Here is a 14,154-nt window from a genome sequence, read left to right as displayed (position 1 = left end):
CAACGGCAACGACGTGGTGGCCATTGCCATCGGAATGTATACAACAAGCGGTGTATCCGTTGCGGGAAGTGCTACGAGGTCTGTCCCATGGACTGCATAACCATAACCAAAACCGAGCTGGTGGAAGTGGACAGGGAGGAGTGATGCCAAAGGACGACCATTACGTCATCATAGGAAACGGCCCGGCGGGCAACAGCGCGGCCGATACCCTGCGCCGGGAAGACCCCGAGGCCAGGATCACCATCATCTCCGATGAGAAGCCCGGGTTACAAGCACCGGGTGCCTCGGCTACCGCGGAGGCTGCGAGGCCGAGGACCTCGTGATTCGTCCCTACCGCGGCTATCAGGAGAAGCATATCCGCCTGCGCCTGGGGCAGCGCGTGGAGAAGGTGGATCCGGCCGAAAAGGTGGTCTACCTCCGGCACATGGAAAAGGTGCATTTTACCAAACTCATCCTGGCTGTGGGGGCCTCGGCCCGAAGGCTCCCCACACACGCCGGGTTTGCCGATCACCTTCACTGCCTGGCAGGGTTCGACGACGCCCGGAGCGTCCGAGACGCCATGGAAAAAGTCTCCAGCCTGGCCGTTCTTGGCGGAGACCTTACCAGCATGGGCTTTGCCCGGGAGGCGCGAAAAGCTGGCAAGGAGGTGGTGTTTGTCCTCTACAGCAGCCTCTTCTGGCCCGTGAGCCTCAAGGATGAGATTCAGAAAAGCGTGACCAAGCGCCTCACTTCCCTTGGGGTGACGGTCATCACCGATGCCGAGCCCGTGACAGACGTGCGGCCCGAAGGGGAGGGGTTTACCCTTACCCTGCCCGACGGCGCTGAGCTCTCGGCGGACCTGGTCTTCTCCTTTTTCGGCTCCGTACCCAACATCCGATTTCTCGTGGGCAGCGGCATCAACACGGAAAAAGGGGTGCTTGTGGATCACCTCATGCGCACCAACCACGAAGACGTTTACGCCTGCGGGGATTGCGCCCAGATCTACAACCCGGACCTCAAGGATTACTGGGTTTCCGTGGGCTGGGGCAATGCCGAGGCCCAAGGGGAGATCACCGCCATGAACCTTCTGGGGCGGGAAAAGATTATCGACTATCAGCCCAAGGACAGGTTCCGTATGGTATGGGGTCACCATCCGCACCTCCTGGTGGAAATCCTTGCCTGTTGATAACCGGGTTCGCAAATGCTCCCGGCCTTCGTTCCTAAGGCCGATCACATTCGCTGACGGGCTACGCCCGTGATGGGCGGTGTGGGGTATTCCCCCCCATGTGTCGAAGGGAGCTTTATGGTTAAAAACCAATCATGAAAAATAAAGGCGAATGTGATTTTCCACGAGGGCCGAGGGGGAAAGCGCATTCGTAACTTGCTTTCAAGGTGGCACACCTTGCCGCCGGAGGCAGATAATTTTTTGTGCTGCATGTTCAATACAGGAGAGCGAACACGATGACGACCAGCGTTGATATTGTGATTGAGATCTGTGGCAGCGCAGGGGAGGGGACCATCTCCGCAGGCGAGGTGATGACCCGCTTCATGAGCAGCGAGGGCTACGACATTGTCTCCTTTGATTCGTTTCCTTCGGAGATCAGGGGCTTCGGCAAGTGTGTGGCCCACTTTCGCGTCAGCACGGACAAAGTGCTTTCGCCGGGGAAGTACACGGACGTGCTGGTGGCCCTGAACGACGCCCACGCCATCACCCAGTGGGCGGGCTTCGGAAAAACGGGGTGCTGATCTACGACAGCAAGCCCCCGGTCTGCCACGAAGAGGACAAGAGCATCGCCGGGTGGGCTGAGCCGGGCATGACCGCCTACGGCATTCCCATGCTGGAGCTTGCCAACAAGGCCGCGGGCAACGCCAAGGGGCGTAACATGGTGGCCATTGGTGCGCGGCCGCCCTTCTGCCGGCATCTCTCATGCCGAAGCCTGCCCACCAAGGCCTTGTACCCAGGCAGGAGGAAGGACAAGGGCAAGAAACAGGTGATCATCTGACAGGCCGTTTTTCTCTCCTGGGCCTACCAGCTGGATGCAAGGAGGTGCAGGAGATCCTGGCCCGCCACCTTCCTGAAAAAGAACTCGCCACCAGTACCCGTAGTAGGGCGTAAAAAGTAGGCGATCATGAATGGAACGTGCTGATGGATGGCCGCGATGGCAGCGGGGTTCGCCTTTACGCCCGTACCCCATCACCCCGGCCACCAGATCAGCCGCCGGAAGATCCTGAGCAAGCGCCTGGGAGACTCCGGTGGGGTGATGCTTCAGACCGAGGATGAGATTTCGGCTGCGGGCAACGTGGTGGGGGCGGGTTTTTCCGGGAAACGGGCCATGACGGCCACTTCCGGCCCGGGCTTTGCCCTCATGGGGGAGATGATCAACCTGGCGGTGATGGCCGAGGTGCCCGCCGTCATCGTGAACTCCCAGCGGGGTGGCCCCAGCACCGGGCTTCCCACCAAGATGGAGCAGAGCGACCTGTCCGCTGCGGTGTGGGGAGGCACCGGGGATTCGCCCCGGGTGGTCTTTGCCCCCCGGGACGTCATGGACTGCTATGCCATGACCTGCCTGGCGTTTTATGCCGCCGAGAAGTATCAGACTCCGGTGGTGATTCTCCTTGATTTTTACCTTTCCAACAGCATCCGAAACATTCCCAAGCCCGATCCCCCCGGGGAGGCCATGCTGTCCGCCAACGTGTTTCCGCCGGACGAGGCCCTGGACGATTACGAGCGCTTCAAGGTGACCGACAGCGGCATCTCTCCCAGGACCCTGCCGGGCATGCCCTACGGGATGTTTGTGGCCACCGGCCTGGAGCACAACACCCACGGCAAGCCCGTCTACGACGGGGAGAACCACCTGACCATGACCGAGAAGCGGTTCAGGAAGCTCAAGACCCTTCAGGACGAGCTGCCGACCGTGATGGAGTCCGGCACCGAAGGGGAGGTGGACATCGGAATCCTCTCCTGGGGATCTTCCTCCGGGGCCGCGGAAGAGGCCGTGAGAAGGGCCGGGAAAAAGGGGCACCGCATCGCTTCCTTCCACTCTTCGGTGATCTATCCCCTGCCTGAAGAGGCCTTGAAAGCCTTCAGCAACCGCTGCAAAACCCTGGTGGTGGCCGAACTCAACCACACCGGTCAATACGCCAACCTCGTGGCACCTGTCATCAACCGGCAGGTGCACCGTTTAAACCTCATCTCCGGCCTTCCCATGGCGTCCGAGGATATTCTGGAGTTTATCGGGAAATTTAAGTTTTAACCCGGATAGTTTATGAGAATACGGCCTGATTAATTTAATGCTCTGTTATTGCAAGTGTTTACTGGGTAAGGGCTGGGCCTTCGAATACTGCTCGCCACAGACCTGTTTGTCAAACTTTTCAAAAGTTTGGCCCCCGGCAGGGCCGCCGGAGGCGCTTTTGGACCAAAGACGGAGTTGCCATGACCTACATCAGCGACGCCCTGGTCAAAGTCCGGGGAGAGGGGTTCCTTGACTATCGTACCCGTGAGCTGCCCACCTGGTGTCCGGGGTGCGGATATTTCGGCATTGCCCATGCTCTCTTGCAGGTGGTGGGGGAGCTGGGCCTTCGCAATGAAGAGATGTGCGTGGTCAGCGGCATCGGCTGCGCCGGGCGGTTTCCCATCTTCATGAAGGTGTACGGGTTTCACACCCTCCACGGGCGGGCTGTTCCCATCGCCAGCGGCGTAAAGCTGGCCTCCCCGGATCTCACGGTTTTTACCGTGGGCGGAGACGGGGATATCCTGGGCATCGGGGGCGGCCATCTGCCCCACATCGCCCGGAAGAACATCGATGTCACCCTGTTTCTTTTCGACAACTCCATCTACGGCCTCACCAAGGGGCAGTCGTCTCCCACCACCCCCATGGGTAACGTCACCGGCTCCCACCCACGGGGCAACCCGGACACCCCCCTGAACCCCGTGGCCCTGGCCCTCTCCTACGGCGCCTCCTTTGTGGCCCGGGGCTTTGCCGGGGATGTGGAGGGCATGAAGCAAATCATGCACCAGGGCATTCTTCACAAGGGGTTCAGCTTTCTGCACCTTGTCTCTCCGTGCGTTACCTTCGACAAGGAGAACTACACCTGGAAGCGCCTCTCGAAGCTGGCCCTTCCCCTGCCCCACACCCATGACCCCGAAGACCACGAAGCCGCCCTGCGCCTGGCACGGGACGAGCGCCTCATGACCGGCATTTTTTATCAGGACGCCCTTCGGCCCTCTTACATCGATCACCTGGAAGCGCAACGCACGGGAAGGTAACGGGCAGTAGCAAAAAAACTCCGTAACGGCTTTCGAACACAACAAAACAGCCCATGATCCCGGTTCGGATCATGGGCTGTTTGTGTGTGCCGGGAATCAGTGGGGGAAAGGGATCACATGGAGGTGATGATGTCGTCGATGAACTCCTCGATGGGCATGGCCGGAAGGGTCATGGTTTTGACGGTGCCCAGGGCGTCAAGTTCTGTGGTGATGCGGAAGATGGATTTTTCGTCCTTGGCCTTGATGATGGTAAGAAAGTCCCAGGGCCCCAGCAGGGCAAACTGGTCCACGAGGATGCCGCCACGGTTTTCAATGGCCTGGGCCGAGAGCTTCATGCCGGCCGGGTCATTCTGGATGGCCTTTTTGCCCTCTTCGGTCAATTCCGTCAGGATGATAAAGGTTTTCATCGGCTCACCTCCGTTTCGACGTTGATGGTTGGGTTGTCCGACAGGCGGTGCGGGGGGACATGCCTGACGGGGGTGATGTGGTGCGGTTATGTCGTGTGGTGTGTGGTGGGTAGTCTGTGGTTAACTATACCTTTGAACAAGGATTTGTGTCAAACACCGTGTTCCTGATTTGATGACGTTTTGCGCCTTCTTTTCGGGCGGGTTTTTATTGTTAGGCCGCCAAACATATTGTGTGATACATGCGTATTCGGTATGAAAATGGGATCACAACATTTTATCGACCCCGGAGGGTATCATGGTTCTCGAGTTTGCGAAAATGGAAGGTATTGGAAACGACTTTGTCCTGCTGGACGACATGGACGGGGCCCTGGGCGCCATGGGGTACCCGGAGCTTGCCCGAAAGCTTTGCGACCGGCGGTTCGGCGTGGGTGCCGACGGCATTATCATGGCCCTTCCCTCGGAGACCTGCGACATCGGGTTTCGTATCTTCAACTCCGACGGGTCCGAGGCGGAGATGTGCGGCAACGGGATGCGTTGCTTTGCCGCCTTTGTCAACGACAGGGGGCTTCTTTCCGGCACCCGCTTCACAGTGAGGGCTTGGCTGGGACCATGCAGATCATCGAGGCAACACAAAACGGCGTGACCCGGGTGTGCGTGGACATGGGCGAACCCATTTTGTTCCCGCGAAAGATTCCCTTTGATGTGGACGGTGATCGGGCCGTGTCCGTTCCCGTCACAGCCGATGGCAGGGAGTATGCCGTGACGGCCGTTTCCATGGGCAATCCCCATGCCGTCATTGTGGTGGACCGCCTGACCGGAGATGAACCCACAGCGTTTGGCCCTTCCCTTGAGGTCCATCCCCTGTTCCCTGAAAAGACCAACGTGGAGTTCGTGGAGGTGGTGTCGCCTTCCGAGGTGAAGATGCGCGTCTGGGAGCGGGGTGCAGGCGAGACCCTGGCCTGCGGCACCGGGGCCTGTGCCACGGCCGTGGCAACCCACCTTCTGGGCCTGACGGGCCGCGAGGTGACCGTGGGACTCAAGGGCGGCGATCTGGCCATTGCCTGGAACGAGGCCGACAACCATATTTTAAAGACCGGTCCGGCCAGGCTGGTGTACGAAGGGCGAATTCGCCTGTAATGTGGATAATGGGCTTGGTAGGCCGGAGAGGCGTGAGCCGAGTCCTTGATTGCCCCGGTGTTTCCAAGGAGGTGACCACCGGGTGGGAGGTGCGTGATGAGTCGGTTGACCCCCTATGACGAGGCTCAGGCCCTGGTGGCTGCCGTTCGGGTCCATGAGTTTACGAAAAAAGCGTCCCCCTCTTTCAAAGAGGTGGCCGAGATCCTCGGCATGACCACGGACTGGGTCTCCCGGGTGTGCACGGAGCTTTCGGACAAGGGCATTATTGCCCTGGTGGAGGGCCCTTTTCAGACCACCTGCATTGTGGTGGAAGACCATCTTGCCGTGGAAGCTCTTCCTAAGAAAGTGCGGGAGAACCGCATGGAAGAGGAGCTGAAAAAGTTTAAGGAGAAGACCGCCGGGATCTACGAACAGAAGGTCAAGGCCATTCAGGAAGAGCAGAAGAAGAAAGAAAAAGACCTGTTCGACGACATCGCTGAAAAATTCAAACGCGAGCTGGATTCTTAAGGCCCCTTGCAGTCATTGTGCAACGGGAGGCTTCTGCCCATGTCATGTTTACGCCCCGGTCTCTCGGAGAGGCCGGGGTTTTTTTGTCTTCGCGTAACGACTCCGCTTTGCCTTCGGAGCATTCAAAACAGTCCGGCAGCCGGTAACTTTCGGTGGGGCCAAGTCGTTTGTAAGACCTGTTTGTTAAACTTTTTAAACGTTTGGCCCCCGGCAGGGCCGCCGGAGGCAATGGCTTGGTCACGTTTTTGCGCGTCAAACGGGGGGAGTCGCTACGCGTACGTTTGATAGATGAGCCTGGCCGTGGTGAGAAAGACCACGGTGACAAAGATGGGCTTGATGAGCCTGGCTCCTTTTTTGATGGCCAGGGCTGAGCCGGTACGCGCGCCGATGATCTGGCCTGCGGCCATGATGAGCCCTGCGGTCCAGACCACGTTGCCCAGGGCGATGAAGACGCAGAGGGCCACAACGTTGCTCGTGAAGTTCATGACGCGGGTGTAGCCTGCGGCCCGGGTCATGGAAAAGCCCATGAACAGCACCATCCCTGTGGTCCAGAAGGAGCCCGTGCCGGGGCCGAAGAAGCCGTCGTAAAAGCCCAGGAGCAGGCCGCAGAGGGTGTAGAAGACCGGGGCGGGGAGCTTGGGTTTGCGCTGGGCGTCCCCGAAATCGGGGGAGAGCAGGGTGTAGGCCAGCACCGCCAGGAGCAGAATCGGGATGAGCCCTTTGAGGAAGCCTGCCTCCATGTGCTGGATGGTCCAGGCACCGGTGGCGGCGCCCGTGAGGGTGGCGGCGATGCCCAGGGCGGCCTCTTTCAGGTTCACCTCGCCTTTCTGGATGTAGGTGAGGGCGGCTGAAAAGGTGCCGAAGGAGCCCTGGAGCTTGTTGGTTCCCAGGGCAAGCTGGGGCGGCACACCGACGGAGAGCAGCATGGGAAGGGCCACGAGGCCGCCTCCCCCTGCGATGGAATCCACAAATCCTGCGGCGGTTCCGGTGGCAAAAAGAGAAAGGGCGATGACGGGGGTAAGGGCAAAATCCATGGGGCTCCCAGCGATGGTGGATGGTTGAGGAAGAGCCTGCCCTGATACGGGGGCTCAACCTGTGGTATCTCGGAGTCTCCGTGTGCCGTTTTTCCGTAGAGCCGACGGGCACTCCCTTCAACACGCCTTTCGTATCATTGTTACCCGTAAAATCAACCGGGAATTACCTAATAGTCTTCAGGCAGGTGCAGAGTATTCGCCAGCCCTGTGCCCTTTGCGTCCCGCCCCTTTCTTTATGGTCGCCCACGGGGCAGCCAAGGGCGATTCTTCGTCTGGTCGGCATGGTTTATGAAAGATTTACACGCAGGCGCAACCGATGCGCACAAATTTGGAAAAAACTCACGGTGGGCGTGCAATGCGCAAAGGAGGGAAGATGCGATGGGCGATGGTTGTCCTTGCCGTGCTCTTTGTGGGCGCGATGTCGGTGCTGTCCTGGGCGCAGGGTGCAGGGAAAAAGTCAACATACGCCGTGGAGCGGATGACATGCGGTGACTGTCTTTCCGTGATTTCAACAGGGGTGTCCCGAGTGGCGGAGGGGGCCCGGGTGACCGGGGCGTTTTCAAGCGGTGTGGTGGTGGTGATGCATGACACCGGGATCTCTCCCGAGGACGTCGGCCTGGCCATTACCCGGAGCGGCTATCCGGCCCGGCTTACGGGAACCGCGGATGCCTCCCCCGAAGAGATGGCCGTGGTGATGGGCGTGTCCCCCCTTGAGATGGAAGGAAGCTGCTGTACAGGTAAGGCCCGGCCCGCCTGCGGTGGGTCCGGAGAGAGCTGGAGGGCCCTGTACATGAAGCTGAAGGCGTGGTGGGCCCGCTGACCTTTAGAGCCACCCTTCGACGGGTCGCTTTTTGAAAAAAGCTTCGCAGAAACGTTTGGGTTGCATTGCCTTTTGGCCGCTCCAAAGTGACTCGCGAGGCCTGTTGGCCAAATTTTTACGCTTGGCCCCCGGCAGGGCAGCCGGAGGCAGCAACAAGCTGAATCATTTCCCCTTATGTTACACAAACCGGTCGTCGGACCGCTTATCGGATACTGTTTTTTCGTCTGCGGTCATCCATCCTGATGTGCTTTCCTCCACATGATCGAAATTTCGGATGTAGGGCTTGATGTCCATAAGCGGGGTGCCGTCGAGCATGTCGGCCCCGGTGAAGTGCACGGTGGCTCCATCAACCCGGGTGACGCGGACGATGGAGAGGCCGAGGTGGGTGGGGCGCAAGGGAGATCGGGTGGAGAAGACCCCGCGGGGATGGGTGTCCATGAAGGGGACCACGGTGAGTTCGGTGCGTGTGGCCTTGTGGAAGTGATAGATGAGGTAGATGTGGCTGAAGCCCGCCAGGTCGGCCAGGCCCTCAGCGTACTCTGGAAGGAGGACAGCGCGCCCCTGCACCTCTGTGGCGCCTTTGGGCTGGATGGGCATGGACGAAAGTTCCGTGTGGGGGGTGTACAGGGTGCCGATGGGGGCTATTTCCATGGTCTGGGGTGCTCCTTTTCTTGTCTGGGGGAGTGAAATGCACTACATAAGCACGCGCACATCATGTTTCTGAAGAAACCGCCACCGGCGCATGTGTCGTATGCCTTCGGGATGAAGGCCATACGAATCGGGTGGCTTTAATCAAGGTACGTCGTACATCGTCCTGCCTCCATATCTGGCCTCCCCCTGTTTTTTTTCCTGACCCTATTATGGAGATATCCATGGACGCATTGTTTGAAAACTACAGGACACTTCTTTCGCGGGTGAACGCCCGGTGCGGGGAGATCGAAGCCGCGCTTACAGGCCACATGGCCTGTCGTAAGGGGTGCAGCGCCTGTTGCCTGAATATTTCTCTTTTTCCCGTGGAGGCCGTCAGCCTTCGCCTGGCCTTTGACACCCTTTCCGAGACCCAGAAGGCCTCAGCCCTGGCCCGGGCCACCGAAAGCAGCGATGAAGGACCCTGCCCTCTTTTGGACGGGGACGGGGCCTGCCTCCTTTACGGGGACCGGCCTTTGATCTGCAGGACCCACGGCCTTCCCATCCTTTTTGACGACGGCGAGGGGAACCGGAGGGTCGACTTCTGCCCGGAGAACTTTCAGGGGCTCTCCTCCCTTTCAGGGGACGTCATGATCGACCTGGAGCCCATGAACCAGACCCTGGCCGCCGTCAATGCCATGTTCTGCCAGGCGCTTTTTGGGGGAGAGCCTCCCTTTGAGCGGCTCTCCATTGCCGACACCCTGTTCCTGGAGCTGGTCTGACATCCGGTGATGTGAGGTGGGATCAACAACAGGCAGGATGGGCTATGGCACACATAAAACAGACACGTGGCGGCGTGGCTCTTTGTCAGCCGAGCCCTTGTCCCCGGTGGGGACGGAGGCAAGGGGTGCCCAGTGCTTTTTTAAGGTTTGATCCAGCGGGTCCAACCGAAGGCGGCCATGTTTTTGCGGATGTACGTGCTGTGCAATACCAGGTGGAGGGCCACGGCAAGGATAAACAGGAGTCCCGCCCACTCGTGGACATCGGTCAGTACATGGCGGATGTCCACCAGCACGCTTCCTTTGGCCTCGTACCCGTGGGGGAGAATCCATGCATTGATCAACCCCGTTACCGCAAGAAAAACCCCCAGCACAAAAAGGGCCACATTGACCCCCCACAATTTCTTCGGGCGTTCCATCGCTTTATTACTCCTTCCATGAATCTGTATGTTTGTCTTGTCTCGTTGCTCTAGATATACGACCGAGGTGGGAAAAAATCAAATGCTGCTTCAAAACGTTGGTCATAGATTGGAGATGGCAAGATCGGGGGAATTATTACTAAGGAGGGAAAGACCGGCTCCCCGGGGAGCCGGTACAAGGTGGCGTTGGGCCCCTTTATGGCTGGGGCGGCAGGCCGCTGCCGTTGAGCATTTCACGAAGGACCTGCTTGAGTTCGTTTATCTGGTAAGGCTTCTGGAGGTAAGCGCAGGTGTCGTCTTCGGCCGGTGTCGATTGGGACGGTGCCGATCCGTACCCGCTGGCAATGATGGCCTTGGCCGATGGGTCGACCTGCCGGATCTGGTCCAGGGCTTCGCTGCCGCTTAGCCCCGGCATGGTCATGTCGAGGATGACACAGCGGATCTCCTGCCGGTGGGCCTTGTACAGAGAGACCGCCTCCCTGCCGTCTTTGGCCGAGATAACAGAAAACCCGAGCTTTTCCACCATGCGCTGGGAGATCTTCCTTACGGGCTCCTCGTCGTCGGCGATGAGGACCAGGCCGCCCTGTTGCTGGATGGGTTTTTCCAAAGAGGGCGCCTTCGGCTGCTTCCGTTGCTCAATGGCAGCAAGGGATGCGGGCAGGAGCACGCGGATGCGGGTGCCCACACCCGGGGTGCTGTCCACGGTCATGGTGCCCCGCAGTTGCCGGATGATGCCCAGAACCGCGGCCATGCCCAGGCCCGTGCCGGTCTTCTTGGTGGTGTAAAAGGGGTCGAAGAGTTTGTCCCGGGTGGTTTCGTCCATGCCGCAGCCGGTGTCTTCGATGTCGATGAAGGTGTAGGTGGCCTCGGGCAGGGTGGCGTCCACGCCGGGGCGCACGGGCATGGAACAGGCGTTCAGGTCGCTTCGGGTGCAGAAGACCTTGCCCGTGCGGATGTCGATCTGGCCGCTGGCGTTGCCGATGGCCTGGGAGGCGTTGGTGAGGAGGTTGAGGATCACCTGGCGCAGCTGGCTGAGGTTGCCCTCCACGTGGGGGGTGTGGCGGCCCGGGTGAAAAAGGATGCGCACTTTTTTGGAGACCGACACCTCGATGAGGCTCATCATATCGGTCACCAGGGTGTTGATGTCGACAATGCTGGTCTCCAGTTTTCCCTTGCCCGAGTAGACAAGGAGCTGCCGGGCAAGCTCCGTGGCCCGTTTTCCTGCGGTGACGATGTTGTTGAGGGCTTTCTGCGGGCCGGGGTTGCCGGCGACCTCTTCCAGGGCGATGTCGGCGTGGCCCAGAACCGCCATGAGGATGTTGTTGAAGTCGTGGGCAATGCCCCCTGCGATGATGCCCAGGCTTTCCAGCTTCTGGGCATGCTGCATTTTCAGCTCGAAGATGATGCGCTCCTCTTCGGCGCTTTTTTCCCGGGTGATGTCGTTGCAGGCGCGCAGGATCTTGGTGGCGCCCCCTTTGGCCTTGAGGGTGGTGGTGCGCTCGCGGAAGTGGCGCCAGCCGTGGGAGAGGTGTCGGACCCGATAGTCCATGGGGGGGGCTGTGGCGCAGTGGGTGTTGCCTCGATAGGTTTCGGCAATACGTTGCCTGTCGTCGGGGTGAATCAGGGCGAGCCAGGCCTCCATGGTGGTGGGCCGGGTCTCCGGTGCCGAGCCGATGACGGCGTCGATGTTGCCGAACCAGACAAGGTCGTCGGTGGCCGGGCTCCATTCGCTGATGAGGTCGCTGGCGGTGAGGGCGGCGAGTCTGTATTTTTCTTCGCTCTTGGACAGGGCTTCCATGGCCCGGACGGCCCGCAGGGTCTCGGAGCTGTAAGAGGCCAAAAGGCCCCCCACCTCGCGGTCCTGATGAACAAAGGGGGGGCTTTTTTTTCCGTGGAGGGAGACCAGCCCAAAGGGCTTGCCCTCCTGGTTCTGCAGGGGAAAGATGACGAAGGAGCCGTTGTGATACCCTCCGTATCCGCTGGGGCGCAGGGCCCCTTCGTTGCGGATGTCCCCGATGAGGACGGGCTCTTTCCGGTACAGGGCGTAGCCGAAGGGTGAGCTTTTGGCCACGGGGTAACTGATGAGCCCCGGAGCGTGGCCCCCGTCCAGGCAGTGGACGAGGCGCAGGCCTTCCTGGCCGGCGATGTAGAGGCTTCCGCCCGATGCGTCCAAGTGGTGGCTGAACTCTTCGAGCAGGCGGGTGCCGAAGCTTTCGATGGTGACGCAGGTGGAGAGCCTTCTGGAGGATTCAACCACCTCGGTGAGGCGATGGTTGAGCTCGGTGAGGTAGCGGTTGGTGGTCCTCAACTCCTCGGAGTTGCGGGAAATGCGCTGTTCCAGGAGCTCTTTGTATCTCTGGTTCTGTTGCCGGAGTTTTACTTCCCGGAGGGTGCGTGTTACGGACAGGGAGAGTATGTCCATGTTTTTCAAAGGCTTGATGAGGAAGTCGCTGGCCCCTTTTCGCAGGCACGTCACCACCTCGGTGGGTTCGCAGGTGGTGGAGGTGACGATGACGGGGATCTCCGGCCACCTCCGCTGGAGGTGCCGAAAGAACGAGTGCCCGTCCATGGCGAGGTGCAGCAAGATGATGAGCTCCGGCGGGTGAACGGCGATGAGCTGGGTGGCGGCAAAACCGTCCCGGGCCGTCATTACCTCATAGCCGCATGTTTCCAGGTATGGGGCGTAACTGTTGATCACCGAGGCATCTCCGTCAACAACAAGGATGGGGCCCCGGGGGGTGCTATGGGTTGAGGTCATGATGGTCTCCATTGCATGGTCAGTGCAAAGGCAATGGTCCGGCAGGGACCACGGGAAATTCTCCGACTTTGAGTCTCTGTTGACGTCTTGGGAAAAATGGCGTTTCGCGTCTGGTGACGGGGCACCTGTCGTCGGGAGAGGGGTGCTTGCAAGCGACGGCTTTGTCGGTGTGGATATCTCTTTGAAATGTGAGGATGCTTTTAACAAATATACCGAATCGGTGGTGGGCGTGTCAATTGGGATTTCAGCAGGTTACCGGTAATGCGTCGCAGCCGGACAGCCGATGAATAAGCACGACGAAAGGCCGCGAAGCCTCGAAAGGCAAGGGCTTTTGTTTTTCACTTTGGATTTGACAAGAGCAATTCCTTCACGCTATCTGTGTTAAATAATGGCAGACACGAAGTCTGTTGCGAAAGTCGTTGTTCTGAAGTTGTCATGAATGGGCGCTCCACGAAGGTAAACAGCCACGAAGGCTTTCACGTGAGATGATGCGTTCGTAAAAAACGTCTCTGGGACCACCCCGTCGGGTGAACCGGGCCACCCCAGGCCCAGGCCGGTGTCGTTTTTTGCGGTGATGTCATGCGGTTTACGTTTATGTGGCTTTTTGCTTTTTTCGAACTATGGAGGAATCCAAATGAAACGCTTCGCAGCAGCCGTTGCCCTGGCCCTTGTGGCCTCCCTTCCCTTATCCGCCCTTGCCCACTTCGGCATGGTGATCCCTGACACATCCGTTGTATCCCGGCAAACAGGAAAAGAGCTGGGCCTTTCCCTTTCGTTTTCGCACCCCTTTGAAGGGGTGGGCATGCCCCTTGAAAAACCAGCGGAGTTTTCCGTGGTCGTGGACGGAAATAAGCGCGACCTCACCGGAACCCTGACCCCTTCTGAGGTCATGGGGAACCCTTCCTGGGCATCCTCTTACGCTGTGAAGCGGCCCGGGGTTTATACCTTTGTCATGACACCGAAGCCCTACTGGGAGCCCGCCGAGGATCTTTTCATCATCCACTACACCAAGACCATTGTGCCGGCTTACGGCAGCGAAGAGGGCTGGGATGACGAGCTGGGCCTGAAAACCGAGATCGTGCCCCTGACCCGGCCCTTTGGCCTGTACGCCGGCAATCTCTTCCAGGGAGTGGTCAAGCTCGACGGCAAGGCCGTGCCCTGGGCCGAGGTGGAGGTGGAGTTCTACAACCAGGACGGCAAGGCCAAGGCCGCCAATGAGTATCTGGTGACCCAGGTGGTCAAGGCCGATGCCAACGGCGTGTTCTCCTTTACCGTGCCGAACGAGGGGTGGTGGGGATTTTCCGCCCTCAATGAGGCGGACTATCAGTTGGAGGCCGAAGGGGAGAAAAAGGGCGTGGAGCTTGGTGCCGTCCTCTGGGTGGAGTTTTCCAAGTGGCAGGGGTGATCCGGGGCACCGGGC

At 59.6% G+C, this 14,154-nt stretch carries 13 protein-coding genes and 3 pseudogenes; 11 read left to right on the top strand and 5 right to left on the bottom strand.

The features are described 5' to 3' along the window. Nucleotides 1-45: 45 nt before the first annotated feature. From ACOYW2_RS21605 to ACOYW2_RS21580, 6 genes and pseudogenes are all read left to right on the top strand, one after another. Nucleotides 46-144 (top strand): annotated as a pseudogene (locus ACOYW2_RS21605) (4Fe-4S binding protein); the annotation flags it as partial. Continuing rightward, entirely contained in the window at nt 144-323 is a 180-nt protein-coding gene (locus ACOYW2_RS21600; RefSeq protein WP_482767942.1) for an FAD-dependent oxidoreductase, read from the top strand. The pseudogene ACOYW2_RS21605 and the gene ACOYW2_RS21600, both read left to right, overlap by 1 nt. After that, nucleotides 320-1,165 (top strand): NAD(P)/FAD-dependent oxidoreductase, encoded by an 846-nt coding sequence (locus ACOYW2_RS21595; protein WP_482767941.1) that lies wholly within the window; start codon nt 320-322, stop codon nt 1,163-1,165. The genes ACOYW2_RS21600 and ACOYW2_RS21595 overlap by 4 nt, the downstream gene beginning before the upstream one ends. A 275-nt stretch (nt 1,166-1,440) precedes the next feature. Next, nucleotides 1,441-1,982: pseudogene (locus ACOYW2_RS21590) on the top strand (2-oxoacid:acceptor oxidoreductase family protein). Between the two features lie 156 nt (nt 1,983-2,138). Beyond that, entirely contained in the window at nt 2,139-3,233 is a 1,095-nt protein-coding gene (locus tag ACOYW2_RS21585; protein WP_482767940.1) for a hypothetical protein, read from the top strand. Nucleotides 3,234-3,412: 179 nt separating this feature from the next. Continuing rightward, nucleotides 3,413-4,246 carry a thiamine pyrophosphate-dependent enzyme gene (locus tag ACOYW2_RS21580; protein WP_482418032.1) on the top strand — a complete coding sequence of 278 codons (834 nt, stop codon included), beginning with the start codon at nt 3,413-3,415 and terminating at the stop codon, nt 4,244-4,246. A 113-nt stretch (nt 4,247-4,359) separates the two neighbouring features. Here the strand turns inward: ACOYW2_RS21580 and ACOYW2_RS21575 are convergent, their stop codons facing one another. Then, complete coding sequence (locus tag ACOYW2_RS21575) at nt 4,360-4,653, bottom strand: GYD domain-containing protein (protein ID WP_180142785.1); 294 nt, start codon at nt 4,651-4,653, stop codon at nt 4,360-4,362. A 295-nt stretch (nt 4,654-4,948) separates the two neighbouring features. On the opposite strand from ACOYW2_RS21575, the pseudogene dapF reads away from it, so the two are divergent. Together dapF and ACOYW2_RS21565 are read left to right on the top strand one after the other, a co-directional pair. Then, a pseudogene (gene dapF, locus ACOYW2_RS21570) lies at nt 4,949-5,790 on the top strand (diaminopimelate epimerase). A gap of 96 nt (nt 5,791-5,886) precedes the next feature. Further along, entirely contained in the window at nt 5,887-6,297 is a 411-nt protein-coding gene (locus ACOYW2_RS21565) for a hypothetical protein (protein ID WP_482767939.1), read from the top strand. Between the two features lie 269 nt (nt 6,298-6,566). On the opposite strand, the gene ACOYW2_RS21560 is transcribed toward ACOYW2_RS21565, so the two are convergent. Further along, nucleotides 6,567-7,331, bottom strand: coding sequence for a TSUP family transporter (locus ACOYW2_RS21560; protein WP_482767938.1), 765 nt, complete (start codon nt 7,329-7,331; stop codon nt 6,567-6,569). Between the two features lie 373 nt (nt 7,332-7,704). Here ACOYW2_RS21560 and ACOYW2_RS21555 point away from each other — a divergent pair, with 373 nt between their 5' ends. Continuing rightward, complete coding sequence (locus tag ACOYW2_RS21555; RefSeq protein ID WP_482767937.1) at nt 7,705-8,151, top strand: heavy-metal-associated domain-containing protein; 447 nt, start codon at nt 7,705-7,707, stop codon at nt 8,149-8,151. A 177-nt stretch (nt 8,152-8,328) separates the two neighbouring features. On the opposite strand, the gene tsaA is transcribed toward ACOYW2_RS21555, so the two are convergent. Further along, nucleotides 8,329-8,802, bottom strand: a complete 474-nt coding sequence (tsaA, locus tag ACOYW2_RS21550; RefSeq protein WP_482418027.1) for a tRNA (N6-threonylcarbamoyladenosine(37)-N6)-methyltransferase TrmO — start codon at nt 8,800-8,802, stop codon at nt 8,329-8,331. Nucleotides 8,803-9,023: 221 nt separating this feature from the next. Between tsaA and ACOYW2_RS21545 the strand changes: the two genes are divergently transcribed. Next, nucleotides 9,024-9,560, top strand: coding sequence for a YkgJ family cysteine cluster protein (locus ACOYW2_RS21545; protein ID WP_482767936.1), 537 nt, complete (start codon nt 9,024-9,026; stop codon nt 9,558-9,560). A 140-nt stretch (nt 9,561-9,700) separates the two neighbouring features. On the opposite strand, the gene ACOYW2_RS21540 is transcribed toward ACOYW2_RS21545, so the two are convergent. Together ACOYW2_RS21540 and ACOYW2_RS21535 are read right to left on the bottom strand one after the other, a co-directional pair. Further along, nucleotides 9,701-9,976 carry a DUF4405 domain-containing protein gene (locus tag ACOYW2_RS21540; RefSeq protein ID WP_482418025.1) on the bottom strand — a complete coding sequence of 92 codons (276 nt, stop codon included), beginning with the start codon at nt 9,974-9,976 and terminating at the stop codon, nt 9,701-9,703. A gap of 196 nt (nt 9,977-10,172) precedes the next feature. Further along, entirely contained in the window at nt 10,173-12,734 is a 2,562-nt protein-coding gene (locus ACOYW2_RS21535; RefSeq protein ID WP_482767935.1) for a response regulator, read from the bottom strand. Between the two features lie 634 nt (nt 12,735-13,368). On the opposite strand from ACOYW2_RS21535, the gene ACOYW2_RS21530 reads away from it, so the two are divergent. Then, nucleotides 13,369-14,139: a DUF4198 domain-containing protein gene (locus tag ACOYW2_RS21530; RefSeq protein WP_482767934.1), complete on the top strand. Its 771-nt coding sequence runs from the start codon at nt 13,369-13,371 to the stop codon at nt 14,137-14,139. Nucleotides 14,140-14,154: the final 15 nt, after the last annotated feature.

It is taken from the genome of Desulfoluna sp. CLI2B (assembly GCF_056847375.1).
This window is presented reverse-complemented; position numbering and strand designations above follow the sequence as displayed.